Origin of the sequence: Polaribacter butkevichii (assembly GCF_038024105.1) — a bacterium.
Taxonomy (GTDB): domain Bacteria; phylum Bacteroidota; class Bacteroidia; order Flavobacteriales; family Flavobacteriaceae; genus Polaribacter; species Polaribacter butkevichii.
In genome coordinates, this window is the sequence record NZ_CP150661.1 from 2,279,851 (window position 1) to 2,297,168 (window position 17,318).

A 17,318-nucleotide genomic window follows, 5' to 3' on the forward strand; every position below is an offset into this window, starting at 1 on the left:
TTACAGTTGATGCCCTTTTTTTTATACTTATTGCAACAGCTACTTTTTGGTTTTATGCAAGTAGAAGAACAAACACTATCACAAACGGATGTATTTAACATAGAAACTATAGGCTTACTTTCAGTATAAAAAACAATCATTACAAATAATTATGCTGCAAATATAAGTCTTTATTTAGAATAAATAAAAATAGATGTAAAAATATATCACAGTAATCTTTTTTTATGTGGTTCTAGTTTTTTGTAATTTAGCTTTGTATGATAAAATCAAATGAAGAAGAAATAAATAACAAAAAGTTTAAGTTAGTAGATTTACCAAACTTACTAGTTGTTAGTGCCAAATCTTGGTTTAACAACAATCCTTTTAATAAAGCAGCTATTATTGCATATTATGCTATTTTATCTTTACCTGCTTTAATTATTATCATTTTTAACATTGTAGGCTCTATTTGGGGACGTGAAATTGTTGAGGGAGAAATTCTTGATGAGGTATCTAGAGCTATTGGTAAAGAAACAGCAGAAACTATAAAAGAAATGATGGTTAATGATGGAAATAAAAAAACATCCATTTTTGCAACTATTATAGGTATTGCAACTTTACTTTATGGAGCTACAGGAGTATTCTTTCAAATACAAAATGTATTAGATACTATTTGGGAGGCCAAACCTAGATTTAAAAATGGTGTTTTAGAAACTGTATTTGGTAGATTAAAAAGTTTTGGTTTTATTTTAATTATTATCTTCTTGTTACTAATAAGTCTTGTATTAACCTCTTTATTAAGTGCTTTTGCAGAAAACTTAAAACATATACTTTCTGAGAGCTACGTAAATTTTATATTTACGTTTGATATATTTATATCGCTAGCAGCCATTTATTTTATTTTTGCAGCCATGTTTAAAATTTTGCCCAATGCAAATGTTCCTTGGCGAGCCGTTAGGGTTGGTGCTTTTCTTACCTCATGTCTTTTTGTTGTTGGTAAATACCTGTTAGCAATTTACTTTAGAGAACTAGAACCAGCGTCTACTTATGGAGCTGCGGGCTCTATGATTTTAATAATGTTATGGGTTTCTTACACCAGCCTAATTCTATTTTATGGAGCTCATTTTACAAGAGCTTATTCTAAAAAATATTATTTACATCAGCCAAAAAAAATTATCAAATAAACCTTTAAAATTAATACTTTTTAAAACTTGTTTTATATCAGGTGTATACCTTAAAAAAAACAGGTTTCACACACCTTTAGTTTACTAAAGTTTTGTTAAAAAATAGATTATCTAATAATTTGATTAAACCTTTGCTTCAAAATTTAGTCACAAATATTTAAATCTTACCTAGCCAAACAATCAACCAAAAAAATGAAGAAACTTCTTTTATTAACTTGCCTTATTTTAAGTAGCCTAACTTATTCACAATCAAAAACATTTGAATTACAAGGAAACATAAAATCAGGAGAAGATAATGAGTTCTTAGAATCTGCAACTGTACATACAGAAAGGTTAAAAGACAGTAGTATTGTTGCATATACCATTACAAACTCTAAAGGCTATTTTAATGTAGGTGGTAAAACTGCCGATGCAAAAATAAAAATAGTAGTTTCTTACCTTGGTTACAAACCTTACAGTAAAATAGTAAGTGTTAAAAACCAAAATATTGGTACCATAATACTAGAACCTGCAAACGTGTTAGATGCCGTTGTAATTAGATCTAGTGCTCCTATCACAATAAAAAAAGATACTGTAGAATTTAATGTAAAATCTTTTAAAACCAAGAAAGATGCAAATGTAGAAGATCTACTAAAAAAACTTCCTGGTGTAGAGGTCGATGATGAAGGAAATATTACTATAAACGGAAAATCTGTTAATAAAATATTGGTAAACGGAAAACCCTTTTTTGGTAACGACCCAACAATTACAACAAGAAATTTAACCAAAGATATTATTGAGAAAATTCAAATTTCGGATACAAAGACAAAAGCACAAGCATTTGCTGGCGAAGATTCTGATGGAGAAAACAAAACCATTAACTTAACTATTAAAAAAGAAAACAATAAAGGGTATTTTGGTAAAGTTGCTGCAGGAAAAGGTACCGATGGTAGATATGAATACGCAGGTATGGCAACTCGTTTTAAACAAAGCGAAAGAATTGGTCTTTTAGCAGGTGGTAATAATGTAAACTCCCCTGGTTTTAGTTTTGGAAACCAAAGATTGCAATTTGGTGGTAATAACAGAAGTTTTGGTGGTGGACAAGGTATTGTTACTTCTAACAATTATGGAGTAAATTACATAAATGCTTTTGGAAATATATTTGAACTTTCTAGTGATTACTTCTATAAAAACAGTGATTCAGATAACAAAACAACAAGCGACAGAGAAACTTTTTTATCTGATGGTACAAGCTTTATCAGAAAATCGAATAACACTTCTTTTAACGAAAGTGATAGCCATGATGCAAGTGTAGATTTTGAAATTGAAATTGACAGTACTTTTAGAATTGATATAGAAACTGACTTTAATGCAGACATCAATAAAAATACTTTCATGAGTAATTCAGAAAGTTTTAATGATACTAATACTCTTACCAACGATTCTAACTCTAATTCTGTTGCAGATTCTAATATTAAAAAAATTGATAACGAGATAAATCTAACCAAATTATTTGGTGATAACGGCGCCTTTTTAAAAGTAGAACTAACAGTAAATGTTAAAAAAACGGAAACAGAAGACTTGGTAAAATCAGAAACGAATGTTTATGGCACCAATCCAGATCAAATAATTAGAGATCAATTTTCTGACGGAATTACAGACATTGTAAAAACCGGAAGCGAGGTGGTGTATCGGTTTCCTTTAGTATCTAAACTTTTATTTTTTGATGTTGCTTACGAATATTCAAACACAAAAACAAAACGAAAAAGAAGTACTTTTAATTTTGATCAAAATACAAGTGATTACACAAACTTCAGCAATTTACTAAGTACCGATTTCGAGTATTTAAACAACGTAAAAAAACCGAGTGCAAAACTAGAATTCAGAAATGATAAATGGTCTACATCTGCAAAAGTATCTTATGTAAATAGAACCTTAGAAAACAAAGATTTTTTAAGACCAGAAACCAATTTAACGAGAGATTTTAATAATTTAGAATACGGAGTAAACCTTAGATATAGAAAAGATAGAACAAGCAGTTATAGATTAAGATATAACTTTAGAAATGGTATACCTTCATTATCTCAATTACAACCTTTTAGAGATGAATCTAACCCATTAAATATTGTAACAGGTAATCCAGAATTAGCACCAACAAAAACACACAGTTTGCGTTTTGGAATATCCAATTTTAATTGGAAAGAAAGAACTGGTTTTTGGGCTTTTGGTAATCTTTCTTTAACAAATGATAGAGTGGTTGCAAATACCATAATAGATACAAATACACTTATTAGAGAAACTTCTTATGCAAATGTAGATGGCTTTTATAACATGCAAGCAGGCGGAAGTTATAGTGTTACCAAAAAATGGGAAGATTTTGGTAGTTTAAAAACCGAATTTAGAGTTTTTGGTAACCATAGTAAAAATGTAAACTTTAACAATGGGGTACAATACTCTAGTAAAGCAACCTCGATTTCTCCAAGACTTGGTTTTGATTTTATGTGGGATGATATCTTACAAATTAGACCTTCATATTCTATTTCTGTGAACAAAAACACTTATGATATAGAACAGTTTAGTGATAAAAACTTTACAAGTCACGATGTGTTAATAAGCACAGCAACATTTTTACCTAAAAAATTAGAGTGGAGAAATGATGTGAAGTTTAACTACAACCCTAATATTGCAGATGGTTTTCAAAAAAGTGCTTGGTTCTGGAATACTACTTTACGATATTCAATCTTAAAAGATAAAGGAGCATTGGGTATAAAAGTCTATGATATTTTAAATCAAAACACAAATGCAAGAAGAGTTGCAACAGAAGATTATATACAAGATTCTTCTAGTACAGTACTAAAACAATATGCAATGTTAACTTTTACTTGGAAATTTAATAGTCTAGGAAGTTCGGGTAAAAAATTTGAACCAAGTCAAAGACATAGATACAGAGGATAAAATTTAAAAATAGAAAGGCTATAAGTTAAGTTTATAGCCTTTTTTTATGTTTTAAATTAAAAGATAAAACTCTTTTTCTAGTTACAAGAAGAACATGAGTCGCCTTCTTTTTTAATACCTAATTTCATTAAAATGGTTTCTAACAAACACCATTTTGTAAATGCAGACTGAATTAAATTCACTCCGATAAAAACGGTAAACCACATCCAATTCTGACTCACATAAAATGTTAAAACAACACTTAACAAAACCATTACACCTACAATTACTCTAAAATACTTATTTAACATTTTTTATATTTTTTAACCTCCTACAGATTTCTATAGGACTATTCATAATTACTTATAATTTGTTTTAACTCCAACCGATTTTACGCTGATAATCGCAAATCTATCGTTCTCCCTTTCCGCGTAAATCTGTGAAATCCGCGGGAAAATTATTCTTTTACTATTTTCAAAAAAGCAAAAGTTAAATAAACCTTTCTACTGGGAGTACAACCGCTCTTATTGGATTATTTGTTTCTAAATTAGTATTAAACTCCTCTATAATAGCAAAGAGTCCATCAATTTTTTCCTTGTTAGTAAAAGAAAAAAACATAATAGATTCATTCCCATTCTTCTCTGCCGAAAACCAATTAGAAGCTTTTAACAAAGAAGGCGCATTCTTATAACCATCAATATCTGAACTACTAAAGTTTTCAATATTTGCTTTTTTAAAGATATTTAAAACCTCTTTTTGAAACTCTTCTACTGCTGTAACGATCACTAATTTCATGAGTTTGTTTTTTTTGTCTCCCGCTGATTACGCAGATAAGTGCAGATTTATCCTATTCCTATCTGCGTAAATCCACGTAATCTGCGGAAAAAAGTTCTTTATTTATAATTTTTCTTCTCTATCATATAATACACTAACGGCACAACCAATAACGTTAGTACTGTAGAAACAATAGTTCCTCCCATTAATGATATCGCTAGTCCTTGAAAAATAGGGTCAAACAAAATAACAAATGCTCCAATAACTACGGTTCCGGCAGTTAATAAAATTGGTGTTGTTCTCACCGCTCCTGCCTCAATTGCTGCTTGTTTTAAAGGCACTCCTTCTTCTAATCTTAAGTTGATAAAATCTATCAATAAAACAGAATTCCTAACCATAATTCCTGCCAGAGCAATCATACCAATAAATGACGTTGCTGTAAAAAAGGCGCCCATAATCCAGTGTCCTAAAATAATTCCTATTAATGATAATGGAATAGCAACCATCATTACAACAGGTGCTTTAAAGTTCTGAAACCATCCAACAATTAAAATATAAATTAAGATAATGGCTCCTAAAAAGGCAATTCCTAAATCTCTAAAAACCTCTAAAGTAATTTGCCATTCTCCATCCCATTTTACGGTATAATTATCTTCAAATTCTGGCTGTCCCAAATACATTTCATCTAATTTATATCCTTCAGGAAGCACTATTTTATTCAATTTTTCTTCCATTCCCAAAATTGCGTATGCCGGACTCTCTAATTCCCCAGCCATATCCGCCAATACATACACTACACGTTTTTGATTTTTTCTGTAAATGCTTTTTGCAGCAATACTTTCTTTAATTTCTACCAAATCTGCAATGGGCACTAAGTTTCCTTGTTTAGATTTTACTTTTAATTGAGAAATATCAGAAATGGTAGACTTCTCTTTTTCATCTAAAGCCAACACCAACCCAACCTGATTCACCGCATCTTCATCATACAAAGTAGTAATGGCACGGTTAGACAACGCCATATTCATGGTATAAGCAATTTGTTGTGGCGCCACGCCATACAACATTGCTTTTTCTTTATTAATTTCAAATTGATATTCGGTTTGATCATCTTCTACCATCCAATCGATATCAACAACATCTTCTGTGTTCTTTAAAATATTCTGAACACTATTTGCAATCTTAATCTGCTCATTATAATCAGGTCCATAAACTTCAGCTACAATAGTAGACAAAACCGGTGGTCCTGGTGGTACCTCTACCAGCTTTACATTTGCATTGTATTTTGCAGCAATTCGTTGTATTTCGGGTCTTAACAATTTTGCAATTCCATGACTTTGAATTTCACGTTCGCCTTTATCAACCAAATTCACTTGAATATCTGCCATATTAGATCCACCACGTAAATCGTAATGACGCACCAAACCGTTAAAAGTAATCGGTGCAGAAGTACCAACATAATTCTGATAATTAACCACTTCTGGTCTGGTTGCTAAATACTGTGCAATTTCTTTAGTTACAACACCTGTACGTTCTAAAGTGGTGCCTTCTGGCATATCAATTACCACCTGAAACTCGTTTTTGTTATCAAAAGGCAACATTTTTACAGCAACCGATTTTGTGAAAAACAACACCATTGTTGCCAATAACAACACAAATGTTCCGCCTAAAAACAACCAACGTTTCTTTCCGTTTTCTAACAAAGGTCTTTCAAATTTGTTATAAATTTTATAAATAAAGGTTTCTTCTAAAGGTTTTTCTACTTTCTCTTCTCCTCCTTTTTTATCTTTTTCTCTTAAGAAAATATATCCTAAATAAGGTGTAATTGTTAAGGCAACAAATAAAGATAAAATCATTGCTATAGAGGCTCCAATAGGCATTGGTGCCATATAAGGCCCCATTAAACCAGACACAAAAGCCATAGGTAAAACAGAAGCAATTACGGTAAAAGTTGCCAAAATTGTTGGGTTACCAACTTCATTTATCGCATACAAAGCAGCTTGTTTAAACGGTAAACGTTTCATTTTAAAATGCCTGTGCATATTTTCTGCAATAATAATAGAGTCATCTACCACAATACCAGTTACAAACACCAACGCAAACAAGGTAATTCTGTTTAGCGTATAATCCATCATGTAATAACTTAACAACGTTAAGGCAAACGTAATTGGCACAGATAAAAACACTACCAAACCACCACGCCAGCCCATTGCCAACATTACCACCAATGTAACTGCAAAAATAGAACCGATAAGGTGCCACAACAATTCAGAGACTTTATGAGAAGCCGTTTCTCCGTAATTTCTAGTAATTTCTACATGTACATCATCCGGAATTAAAGTAGTACGTAAATGCGCTACTTTTGTTAAAATTACCTCTGCAATTTTCATAGCATCGGCTCCTTTTCTTTTAGCTACGGAAATAGTTACTGCCGGATATTCAGACTTATAAGTACTCGCTTTTTCACTCGCTTTTCCAAAACCTAAAGACACATAATTCTGTGGAATTTCTGGTCCATCAACAATATTGGCAATTTGTTTTAAATAAATAGGTCTATTTTGTTGTACACCAACCACCAAATTTTCTACATCTTTTACAGAGGCTAAAAAGCTACCTGTTTTTACTAAAAATTCTGAATCACTTTTATCAAAACTACCCGCACTTAATTGGGTATTATTTGCTTTTATCATTTCAGAAACCGATAAAAAATCCAATCCGCTTGCGGCCAACTTATCTTTATCTAAAACCACACGTAACTGACGGTTTCTTCCTCCTATTTTATCGGTAATAGAAACATCATTTACCTTTTTAATTTCACTTTCTAATTCTTGCGCCATTTGACCTAATTGATAATCGCTGTAGTTTTCACTCCACAACGTTAACCCCAACATAGGCACATCATCAATAGCACGCGTTTTAACCAACGGAAACGTAACACCTGCCGGCATTTGATCCATGTGCTTGTTAATTTCGTTGTATAATTTCACAAAAGAACGCTCAATGTCTTCGCCCACATAAAACTGCACAATTACCATTGCTTTCTCATTCATAGACGTAGAATACACATACTCTACACCTTTAATATTCGAAATTAATTTTTCTAAAGGTTTTACCACGCGCGTTTCTACCTCAGTAGGACTCGCACCAGGATATCCTACAAAAATATCTGCCATTGGCACATCTATTTGCGGCTCTTCTTCTCTCGGAATCAAAAAAGAAGCGTACACACCAACAACCATAAAAACGATCATTAGCAACACGGTTAATTTCGATCCAATAAAGACTTTTGCAATTTTTCCAGCTAAACCTTCTTTCATTTCTTTTTATTTTTTGGGCGTTTTAACAGGCTATCCGTTTCAATCTTTTTTTGCCATATATGGCAGCAAAAAAAGGATTTCCACTACTATCCTTAACGCTATAATTCTTGTTTAAAATTTTATCTTACTGATAACTGCAACTGCCAACTGATGACTGAAAACTGTTTTACTGAACACTTATTTTAGCTCCGTTAAATAATTTTCCATCCGCAGAAACAATGTAAGATTCATCGGCATTTAAGCCAGATAAAACCTCTACTTTATCACCAAATTTTCTTCCTAAACGCAACCAACGTAATAGCGCTGTGTTACTTTCACTTACGGTATAAACCCCAGATAACTGTCCTTTTTCTATAATTACCTGTGTAGGAATTAAAACCAATGCTGATGTTGTTTTTCTTTCTACAGGAAACTGAACCGTAGCAAACATGCCAGATAAAATAGGTACCGCAGTTTTCTCTAAATTTATTTTCACTAAATATTGTCCGCCTGTATTTTTAGCAGAAATACTCACTTCCGTAACGTTACCTTTTAATATTTTATCCATAGATTTTACCAAAACATTTACAGTTGTTCCTTTTTTAATTTGCGAAATCTCAGTTTCAGGAACCATTGCAATTACTTCAAACTCACCAGGAGCTTCCAAACTAATTAACGGCATTCCTGGGTTTGCCATATCTCCTATTTCAATATTTTTACTAGTAATAACACCACTAAAAGGCGCTGTAATATTAGAATATGCAAACTGTGCATTAATTTCATTTTTCATTTGATTGGCAGCTTCTAAACCTGCTTTTGCCATCTGGTAGTTAGCCGTCATGTCATCCATTTCTTTTTGGGTAACACTCTTACTTTCATACAAATTTTTAAAACGATTGTAATTTTTTTCTGCATTTGTAAAAGCAGTTTTAGCCTGTGTAATACCAGCGTTCACTTGTCCTTTTTTTGCTTGTAAATCAGTATTATTAATAGACACTAACAACTGACCTTTTCTAACTTTATCGCCAACATTTACGTGTACATTCTTCACATACCCCATCATTCTTGTACTTAAATCTGCACTGTTAGTTGCTTGTATTTTGCCACTTGCAGATAAAAACGGACTGTTATTGTTTATAGCAACTTTACTTACTGCAACCTTAATTGCAGGTGTATTGTCTACTGCTTCTTTTTTTTCTTCACTTCCACAACTCGTTATTATTAATGAAGCTGCAAATAATGCTATTATGTGTATGTATTTTTTCATTTGAATTTGGTTTTTATTTAATACTTACAAAATTTTTGAAACCTTGTAGGATAATTATATTTACTTTTTTTTCAACCAGAAATACACAAACAGTTGTCTTGATTCTTGGTTCTTAATTCTTGTTTCTCTTTTTATTCTTTCGTTAAAAACTCTAGATAGGTTTGTGTAAAATTATATTCGAAAATAGTTTGGTAATATTCTAATTGCTTTTGTGCAAATTGAGTTTCTGCCATTAATAAATCAGACGTTTTTTCTAAACCTTCTTTAAATCTATTTTTTCTAATTCTTAAAGACTCTTCAGATTGTTCTACAGCTAAATTGGTTAATTCTAATCTGTTTTTTGCATCTACTAATTGGCGCTTTACTTTATTCAATTCTAAATTACTTTTAGACACATATTGGTTGTATTCTAACTTCGATTTTTCAAATTCGGCTTTACTTTTCTGTGCTTTACCAAAACGTTTAGAACCCTTAAAAATATCCCAACTTAACTGAGCGCCAATTAAATAACCATTGGCACTTCCTTGAAACACTTTATTGTCATACATTTCATAACTTCCAAAGGCATTTAAACGAGGTAAAAAAGCCATTTTATCAGCTTTATTCATTGCTTCATATCCTTTAGACGCTAAGTGCATTGCTTTAATATCTGCTCTGTTTTCTGAAATTATTTTACTATCAACAGTAAAATTAGCAACCGCTAAACTTTCTGTGGGTTCATATAAAACATCACTTTTATCATTCATTAAAAATGATAGATAATTAGATGCATTTTGCACATTACTTTTTGCTGTTTGCAATTGGTTTTTAACCTCTGTAACTCTTATCTCTACATTTAAAACATCAGCTCGCTGTAAAAAACCTTGTTTAAAACTATTATCTGCCATTTCTTTATTTGCATTTGCAGCCTCTAAGGCTTTTTCTAAAACGGCAACACCTTTATAAGCTAGTTGCAATTGCATGTAGGCTTTTTCTACTTCAAAAACCAAATAATCTTGTGTACGTTTTGTCTGCAAAGACATGGCTTCCATTTTAGATTTCGCTGCTTTTCTTTGATAAAAGCCATCTAAATTAATTAATGGTTGCTGAATTTCTATCTTGGTTGCAAAATTTCTAGTTGTTGTTGGATCATTTAATAAAGCAGGATTAAAATCGTTTTGTGTTAGTATTTCCTGATTTAATTTAGACCCAAAAGCCATTAATGGATTTGTTGTTGAAATACCAGTATGACTTGCTGTTATGTTTGGTAAAAACACCGCATTTGTTTGCTTATAATCTCCCTTTGCAGCATTAAATGCTTCTTCAGAAATTTTAATTGTTGTATTTTTTTCTGCAACAATAGATAAGATTTCTTTTTTAGAAATTGGTTTTATTTCTTGCGCTTGCACAAACAATGCATTTGCAAACAAAGAAAGTAGGGTTATGTATAGTGTATTTTTCATGTATGTTCTATTATCTAGTACAAAAGTAAGTTTAGAATACATGGTGGTCTGTAACTTATGTTACATGCTATAAAACCTTTTCCATTAAAAAAGCACTCTAAAAAGAGTGCTTTTTGGTATAATCGAAGTAAAACTTTAATTACATTGTTCTTGACTACCTAAAATTATACTCTCATATTCATTTTGAGATAAAAACTGAGGAGTATAAGAATCTCCTGCTTTATCAATACCTTTAATAAAGCTTCTTAAATGGTTTCTAGAACCACATTTTAAATTTTCGAAAACAGTTATTAAAGATGAATTATTAGTAGCATCAATATACTCTTGTAAATCTACAATATCTAAATCTTCAATAGTAGCCCCAATTTGATAGGCATGAGATGCACTTATAGCTCCATCTACTTTAAATTGATTATAATAATCTTGAAGACCTTTGTTTTTAAATTCACCAATAGGCAAAATAGTAAACTCAATGTGATACTCAACTAATAGTTTCTGAATAGCATCCATATGAGTTTGCTCACTATCTTTAATATTAGCAAATTGATTTATAGTCCAAACATCATTTAAATAGATATAGGTATCTCTTGCTAATTTTTCTTCTTCTAACATAAATAATAAAGAAGCTTTGTCTGCATCAATTAAAACTTGCTCTGTAGCATCTTCATTAACAGTATTAATAGTATCGTTATCATTACATGCGTAAAAAAAAGTAAGCACTATTATTGTTATTACAATAGGTAATTGGTGCTTTTGATTAAAATTTTTCATCTTGTCTCATTTAAAATTAATTATTAAATTTCAACAATAAAAAACAATTGTAAAGCCACAAATGTTACATAGTTAAACAAAAAAGAGAGCATAAAGCTCTCTTTTTTTTCAAGATATTGAAACCAACCAACATCTTTAACCAACTAAAACTGATAACCACATCAATTTACTTTTCTAGTTCCTCCGTGCCCTCCAGCTACAACAAGCATTATTTTTATACTTAAATAAATAAATTTGAAAAACTGAATGATAGGATTCATCATTTTAAATCTTTGATATCTTGATATTCTTTGTGTCATTTTGTTTGTGTTTTGTTTTTTATAAAAACTGATGATTGCCAAGGTGAACTAAATATTATTCTGGAATCAACCACCAAAACGGACGCATTTTAGCTTTATAAATAAAGGCATAATGCAATGCTAATTTTAACCAATGCCCTGCTAAACCTATTTCTCCAAAAGTTTTACCTAATTGTCTTCCTTTTGTTTTTGGATACTTTTCATAATCTGGCACAATTGGAAACGTTGTAATGCTTACACCACTTCCGGATGTAAGTCCGTAACCAGCAGATGCAATACAAGCTGCACCCATATTGCCCATAGATCCTTTATGAGAAAGTACTTCTTTTCCTTTCTTTATTGAATCTATAATATTATCTGCTACTATTATTGCTGTAATACCAGAAGGCATACCTGTTCTTGGTGGTGCAGGAGAAATAACCGTTCCGTTTTTACTTGTTCTTGGTTTAGAAATTGCATGCGGAGGTGCAAAGGCAATTCCGGGTGCAAAAATATTTTTATAACTTGGGTTTTGATACGTTTCTGGCCAATCTTTTACAGACCATTCTTCATAAGGCTTTGGTGTATAATCTGCATCTACTAACATAAAGCCTTTAAAGAGTTTTTCTGTTATCTCTTTATTATTTTTATCATAAGCTTTAAACCCATGCCCCGAAAATGAAGGAATTAGCATGGCAAAATCATACGTTTCTGACTTAAATTCTCCATCTAAATTTTCATAATGTGCTATACCGTCTTCAATTTTATTTACACCTGCGCCAAGTATCCATTTAATGTCTCTGTCTTCAAAAATCATTTCAACCATTTCATGAGATTTCATGGTCATCCCTCCGTAGCTTAACAACATACCATCCATCCCAAAATCACCTAATTGATATTCATTAGAAATCCATGTAATTTCTGCCAAATCACGTACATTATGTTTGTGTAATTCTCGCTCTACATTTAAAATATATTCGAAAGCAGCTCCTTGACAAGTAGATTTTCCGTGACCTGTACCAATTAAAATTTTAGCTTTTTTACCTTTTTTCATTTCTTGAATTAAGGCTTCTAACCCTGCCCAAGCATGATCTGCATGTGTATAAGTACAAACCGAAAAAGTTTTGTTTTTTCCGGGGATTAAGCCTTCTGTAGCTTCAAAATTTAATTTAGGTCCTGTGGCATTAATCAAATAATCGTAGGTTACTTTTTCTTGCTTACCTTTGTTTTCTCCAACTACATATTCTGCTAAAACATATGGTTTATCTTCTGTTTTATCGCCTTCAGGAAAAAAAGAAATTGCTTTTGCTTGTTTAAAACCTATGCCTTTCTTTTTATATAAAGGTGCTAAAGGAAAATAGATTTTTTCTGATTTCATTCTACCAATTCCTACCCAAATATTAGAAGGAACCCATTGATAGTTACTATTAGGAGAAACCACAACAACTTCGTGTTTTTTAGATAGCTTTCTGCGTAAATGAGCCGCAGCAACATGACCAGAAATACCTGCCCCTAAGATCACAATTTTAGACATTCTTTTAATTTTAAGTAAAGGTAATTTCAACTTAAAACCTACACAGTAACTTATGTTACACAAAAAATTTAGTTTGTTTTCTTATAACTCCAAACAGCTAAACCATTCATAATTAAAGCATAAAAAAAAGTTTTCATTAATTGCGGAAAAATATCTGTAAAACCAGAACCTTTTAACATGACCATACGCATTACTTCAACAAAATATTTTATAGGGTTAAATTCAGTAACCACTTGAGCCCATTTTGGCATACTTTCAATAGGAGTAAACAAGCCGCTCATTAAAATAAAAATAACAGTAAAAAACCACGCAATAAACATTGCTTGTTGCTGTGTGTCTGTAAAATTAGAAATGAATAGCCCAATGCCTAAAATTACTAAAATATAAATAGACGTGTATAAGTACATCAGTGGCAAACTACCAATCATAGGAACGTTAAAAATAACTTTTGCTAAAGTTAAACCCACCGTTAATAACCCCATACCGATTACCCAAAACGGAAAAAGTTTCCCAATTATAAACTGACTTTTTTTAATTGGAGTTACATTTATTTGCTCTAAAGTACCTATCTCTTTTTCACGAACAACATTCATTCCTGATAAAAACAACGTTATCATTGTTACTAATAAAACAAGGATTCCTGGAACCATAAATGTTTTGTAGTTTAATGTTTTATTATACCAAAATAAAGGAATGGTTTCTATGATAGTAGGTTGTATTTGTTGGTCTGAAGTTTGTATCAATTCTATTTTTAAATGTTGATTAAACCGTTGCACAACCTGAGTTACATACACATTTTCCACTCCAGCCGCCGCACCATCAATAGCATTAAGTGTAACCCCTAATTTATTGTATTTTTCTTTTTGTAAATTGCGTTCGAAATAATGTGGTATTTGTAATAGTACATCAACATCTCCTTTTAACATTGCAGAACTTGCCAATGCTTCTGATGGAAAATCTGTTAATACATTAAAATAGGTAGAAGCATTAAATTTTTCTATTAATGCTCTTGAAGTTGATGTATGATCATTATCTATATAGCCAAATTTAATATTCTTTACTTCAAAAGTAGCCGCATTAGATAAAATAACCAATTGCAATAATGGTAAAACAAAAATGATAGGAAGCATTCCTTTATTTCTAAAGATTTGCTTAAACTCTTTTTGTATAATGTATAGAATTGTTTTCATTTTTTACTGCTTACTGAGAACTGAATATTGTTATCTATTTTACTCTAACCTAATTTTATATTTCTTAACACTTAATGCAATAAAAAACACTGTCATTCCTAATAAAATTAAAGTTTCTTTCCATACATATTCAATTCCAACACCTTTAAGCATAATGCCTTTTATGATGATGATAAACCATTTTGCAGGAATAATGTTACTAATAATTTGTAGCGGTAAAGGCATGCTTGTAATAGGAAAAATAAAACCAGATAATAAAATTACGGGTAGCATTAACCCCATTAAAGAAATCATCATTGCAGTTTGTTGTGTGGCCGAAATTGTTGAAATTAAAATACCTAAAGCCAAGGCTGAAATAATAAATAAAACACTTTCTAAACCTAAGAGCAAAAAGCTTCCCTGAACAGGCATTTTAAATATAAAAATACTCAGCAAGACAATTACAATAGCATTAATTATAGATAGAAAAATATAAGGAAACACCTTACCAATAATTACTTGAAATGGTTTTAAAGGTGATACCAAGAGTATTTCCATGGTTCCTAATTCCTTTTCTTTGGTAATAGAAATGGATGTCATCATTGCAGAAACTAGCATTAAAATAATAGTCATAACTCCAGGAACAAACATATACACACTTTTTAATTCCGGATTGTACACCATGCGTGTTTCAGGTACAATTTGATAGGCAATTGTAATGTCTTTATTTAACTCCTTTTGATATTTTTGAAGTATTGCATTTACAAAATTGCTGATGGTATTGGCAGTGTTAGGATCTGTGGCGTCTGTAATAATCTGAATAGTTGCTTTGTTTTCTTTACGAAGATTTTTGCTAAAGTCTTTTTCAAAGTTTAAAACAGCTTTTACATGTCCTTTTTTAAAGATAGGTTCTATATCAGCTTCTTTTTCTATAATTTGTTTGATACTAAAGTATTTTGAAGCAGCAATTTTATGAATAATTTCTTCTGTAGTAGCATCTTTTGAGTGATCTAAAATAGCAATATCTACATTATTAATTTCGTTGGTAATTGCAAAACCAAATAGCATAATTTGAGCAATTGGCATCCCGAAGAGGATAAACAACGAGCGTTTATCTCTAAAAATATGGTAAAATTCTTTTTTTATGAAGCCTATAAATCTTTTCATTATTTTATTTCTCTAGCTGATTTCCCGCTGATTTCACAGATTAGCGCAGATTTTTTTATAATTTTAAAACCCAACATTCTTATTTTCTAATTTTTCTCCCGCTGATTACGATGATTAACGCTGATTTTTTCTAGAGTTACATATACTTTTTCTGCGAACATCTGCGTTATCTGCGGGAAACGTTTTACAATCCATTTACTTTTCTAAAAATACCTTTTGTTATATTATCTTCATTAAAATTGACTAATATTCCTAATTTCAATTTTGACAGACTTAAATAAGTAAGTACTTGCTTATGATGTAACTTCGCTAATTTTTCTACAGATTTTATCTCTATAATTACTTTATTATTTACTAATAAGTCTAACCTATAACCATTATCTAGTATGATGTCATCATAAAATATTGGTAACACAACTTGCCTCTTAACAGATAACCCTTCTTTTTCTAGTTCATAAAGCAAAATAGATTCGTAAACAGATTCTAACAAACCTGGACCTAATTCATTATAGACTTTAAAAATTGCTCCTCTAATTATATAAGATATTTCATTTTCTGTTTTCTCTTCCATAACTGTTTTTTATTTTATTCGCGTAAATCTGCGTTATCTGCGAGACACTTTTTATTTTCGCTCAGCCGTAATTTTTTTCTCATTCTCACTCTAATTTTAAAACCCAACATTCTCATTTTCTAGTTTTTCTCCCTCTAATTACGCCGATTAACGCTGATTTTTTCTAGAGTTACTTATACTTTTTCTACGAAATCTGTGGGATAGTATTTAACCTCTCGCTAATTTTAAAAACACATCATTCATATTATCAACTTTAAACTGTTCTTTCATTTTTTTCGGAGTATCTAAAGCTTCTATTTTTCCATTTACCATAATAGAAACACGATCGCAATATTCTGCTTCATCCATATAATGTGTAGTTACAAAAACAGTGGTTCCTTGATGGGCGGCTTTGTAAATCAATTCCCAAAACTGACGCCTTGTAATCGGATCTACGCCACCTGTGGGTTCATCTAAAAACACAATTTTAGGGTCGTGAAGTAAAGATACCGAAAACGATAATTTTTGTTTCCAACCTAATGGCAAAGAACCTACTAATTTTGTGGCAACACTTTCTAAGCCTAATTCTTCAATTAACATAGAAGATTTTTCTTTGATACTTTTTCTAGACAAACCATAAATTCCTCCAAAAAAAGTAATGTTTTCTTTCACCGTTAAATCGTCATACAATGCAAATTTCTGACTCATATAACCAATGTTTTTCTTAATATCTTCGGCATGTGTGTATACATCAAAACCAGCAACTTTTGCAGCTCCAGAAGTTGGCTTAGAAATACCAATCAGCATTTTCATAGCCGTTGTTTTACCTGCTCCATTTGCACCTAAAAAACCAAAAATCTCACCTCTTTTAACATCAAAAGAAATAGCATTTACAGCAGTAAAATCTCCAAATGTTTTGGTTAACCCTTCTACTTCTATAACATTGTTACTACTCATTATTTTCTCTCTTTTCTATCATTAAACACAGTCTTGACAT

At 31.1% G+C, this 17,318-nt stretch carries 14 protein-coding genes; 2 read left to right on the forward strand and 12 right to left on the reverse strand.

Translation table 11 applies throughout. The annotated features are described in order from the left end of the window. The first annotated feature begins 257 nt into the window (after nt 1-257). Together WG951_RS09650 and WG951_RS09655 are read left to right on the forward strand one after the other, a co-directional pair. Entirely contained in the window at nt 258-1,163 is a 906-nt protein-coding gene (locus tag WG951_RS09650) for a YihY/virulence factor BrkB family protein (protein WP_105049999.1), read from the forward strand. Between the two features lie 192 nt (nt 1,164-1,355). Continuing rightward, nucleotides 1,356-4,097 carry an outer membrane beta-barrel protein gene (locus tag WG951_RS09655; protein ID WP_105049998.1) on the forward strand — a complete coding sequence of 914 codons (2,742 nt, stop codon included), beginning with the start codon at nt 1,356-1,358 and terminating at the stop codon, nt 4,095-4,097. A gap of 77 nt (nt 4,098-4,174) precedes the next feature. On the opposite strand, the gene WG951_RS09660 is transcribed toward WG951_RS09655, so the two are convergent. The 12 genes from WG951_RS09660 to WG951_RS09715 form a co-directional block, all read right to left on the reverse strand. After that, complete coding sequence (locus WG951_RS09660) at nt 4,175-4,387, reverse strand: YgaP family membrane protein (RefSeq protein ID WP_105049997.1); 213 nt, start codon at nt 4,385-4,387, stop codon at nt 4,175-4,177. A gap of 178 nt (nt 4,388-4,565) precedes the next feature. Next, nucleotides 4,566-4,871: a hypothetical protein gene (locus tag WG951_RS09665; RefSeq protein WP_105049996.1), complete on the reverse strand. Its 306-nt coding sequence runs from the start codon at nt 4,869-4,871 to the stop codon at nt 4,566-4,568. A 98-nt stretch (nt 4,872-4,969) separates the two neighbouring features. Further along, a complete protein-coding gene (locus WG951_RS09670; RefSeq protein ID WP_105049995.1) occupies nt 4,970-8,164 on the reverse strand; it encodes an efflux RND transporter permease subunit in 3,195 nt (1,064 codons plus the stop codon). Nucleotides 8,165-8,330: 166 nt separating this feature from the next. Next, a complete protein-coding gene (locus tag WG951_RS09675; protein ID WP_105049994.1) occupies nt 8,331-9,410 on the reverse strand; it encodes an efflux RND transporter periplasmic adaptor subunit in 1,080 nt (359 codons plus the stop codon). A 131-nt stretch (nt 9,411-9,541) separates the two neighbouring features. Continuing rightward, a complete protein-coding gene (locus WG951_RS09680) occupies nt 9,542-10,852 on the reverse strand; it encodes a TolC family protein (RefSeq protein ID WP_105049993.1) in 1,311 nt (436 codons plus the stop codon). A gap of 135 nt (nt 10,853-10,987) precedes the next feature. Further along, a complete protein-coding gene (locus WG951_RS09685; RefSeq protein WP_105049992.1) occupies nt 10,988-11,623 on the reverse strand; it encodes a DUF2202 domain-containing protein in 636 nt (211 codons plus the stop codon). Nucleotides 11,624-11,784: 161 nt separating this feature from the next. Next, nucleotides 11,785-11,922: a hypothetical protein gene (locus WG951_RS09690; protein ID WP_170062922.1), complete on the reverse strand. Its 138-nt coding sequence runs from the start codon at nt 11,920-11,922 to the stop codon at nt 11,785-11,787. A 55-nt stretch (nt 11,923-11,977) separates the two neighbouring features. Next, nucleotides 11,978-13,435: an NAD(P)/FAD-dependent oxidoreductase gene (locus WG951_RS09695; protein ID WP_105050622.1), complete on the reverse strand. Its 1,458-nt coding sequence runs from the start codon at nt 13,433-13,435 to the stop codon at nt 11,978-11,980. A gap of 68 nt (nt 13,436-13,503) precedes the next feature. Next, nucleotides 13,504-14,625, reverse strand: a complete 1,122-nt coding sequence (locus WG951_RS09700) for an ABC transporter permease (RefSeq protein ID WP_105049991.1) — start codon at nt 14,623-14,625, stop codon at nt 13,504-13,506. A 39-nt stretch (nt 14,626-14,664) separates the two neighbouring features. After that, entirely contained in the window at nt 14,665-15,771 is a 1,107-nt protein-coding gene (locus WG951_RS09705; RefSeq protein WP_105049990.1) for an ABC transporter permease, read from the reverse strand. A 184-nt stretch (nt 15,772-15,955) separates the two neighbouring features. Beyond that, nucleotides 15,956-16,342, reverse strand: a complete 387-nt coding sequence (locus WG951_RS09710; RefSeq protein WP_105049989.1) for a GxxExxY protein — start codon at nt 16,340-16,342, stop codon at nt 15,956-15,958. Nucleotides 16,343-16,549: 207 nt separating this feature from the next. Continuing rightward, nucleotides 16,550-17,278 carry an ABC transporter ATP-binding protein gene (locus WG951_RS09715; protein WP_105049988.1) on the reverse strand — a complete coding sequence of 243 codons (729 nt, stop codon included), beginning with the start codon at nt 17,276-17,278 and terminating at the stop codon, nt 16,550-16,552. Nucleotides 17,279-17,318 lie beyond the last annotated feature (40 nt).

Excerpts from the sequence above, each read along its gene's own strand:
- WG951_RS09650 (WP_105049999.1), top strand. The coding sequence starts at position 258 with ATGATAAAATCAAATGAAGAAGAAATAAATAACAAAAAGTTTAAGTTA.
- WG951_RS09655 (WP_105049998.1), top strand. The coding sequence starts at position 1,356 with ATGAAGAAACTTCTTTTATTAACTTGCCTTATTTTAAGTAGCCTAACT.
- WG951_RS09660 (WP_105049997.1), bottom strand. The coding sequence starts at position 4,387 with ATGTTAAATAAGTATTTTAGAGTAATTGTAGGTGTAATGGTTTTGTTA.
- WG951_RS09665 (WP_105049996.1), bottom strand. The coding sequence starts at position 4,871 with ATGAAATTAGTGATCGTTACAGCAGTAGAAGAGTTTCAAAAAGAGGTT.
- WG951_RS09670 (WP_105049995.1), bottom strand. The coding sequence starts at position 8,164 with ATGAAAGAAGGTTTAGCTGGAAAAATTGCAAAAGTCTTTATTGGATCG.
- WG951_RS09675 (WP_105049994.1), bottom strand. The coding sequence starts at position 9,410 with ATGAAAAAATACATACACATAATAGCATTATTTGCAGCTTCATTAATA.
- WG951_RS09680 (WP_105049993.1), bottom strand. The coding sequence starts at position 10,852 with ATGAAAAATACACTATACATAACCCTACTTTCTTTGTTTGCAAATGCA.
- WG951_RS09685 (WP_105049992.1), bottom strand. The coding sequence starts at position 11,623 with ATGAAAAATTTTAATCAAAAGCACCAATTACCTATTGTAATAACAATA.
- WG951_RS09690 (WP_170062922.1), bottom strand. The coding sequence starts at position 11,922 with ATGACACAAAGAATATCAAGATATCAAAGATTTAAAATGATGAATCCT.
- WG951_RS09695 (WP_105050622.1), bottom strand. The coding sequence starts at position 13,435 with ATGTCTAAAATTGTGATCTTAGGGGCAGGTATTTCTGGTCATGTTGCT.
- WG951_RS09700 (WP_105049991.1), bottom strand. The coding sequence starts at position 14,625 with ATGAAAACAATTCTATACATTATACAAAAAGAGTTTAAGCAAATCTTT.
- WG951_RS09705 (WP_105049990.1), bottom strand. The coding sequence starts at position 15,771 with ATGAAAAGATTTATAGGCTTCATAAAAAAAGAATTTTACCATATTTTT.
- WG951_RS09710 (WP_105049989.1), bottom strand. The coding sequence starts at position 16,342 with ATGGAAGAGAAAACAGAAAATGAAATATCTTATATAATTAGAGGAGCA.
- WG951_RS09715 (WP_105049988.1), bottom strand. The coding sequence starts at position 17,278 with ATGAGTAGTAACAATGTTATAGAAGTAGAAGGGTTAACCAAAACATTT.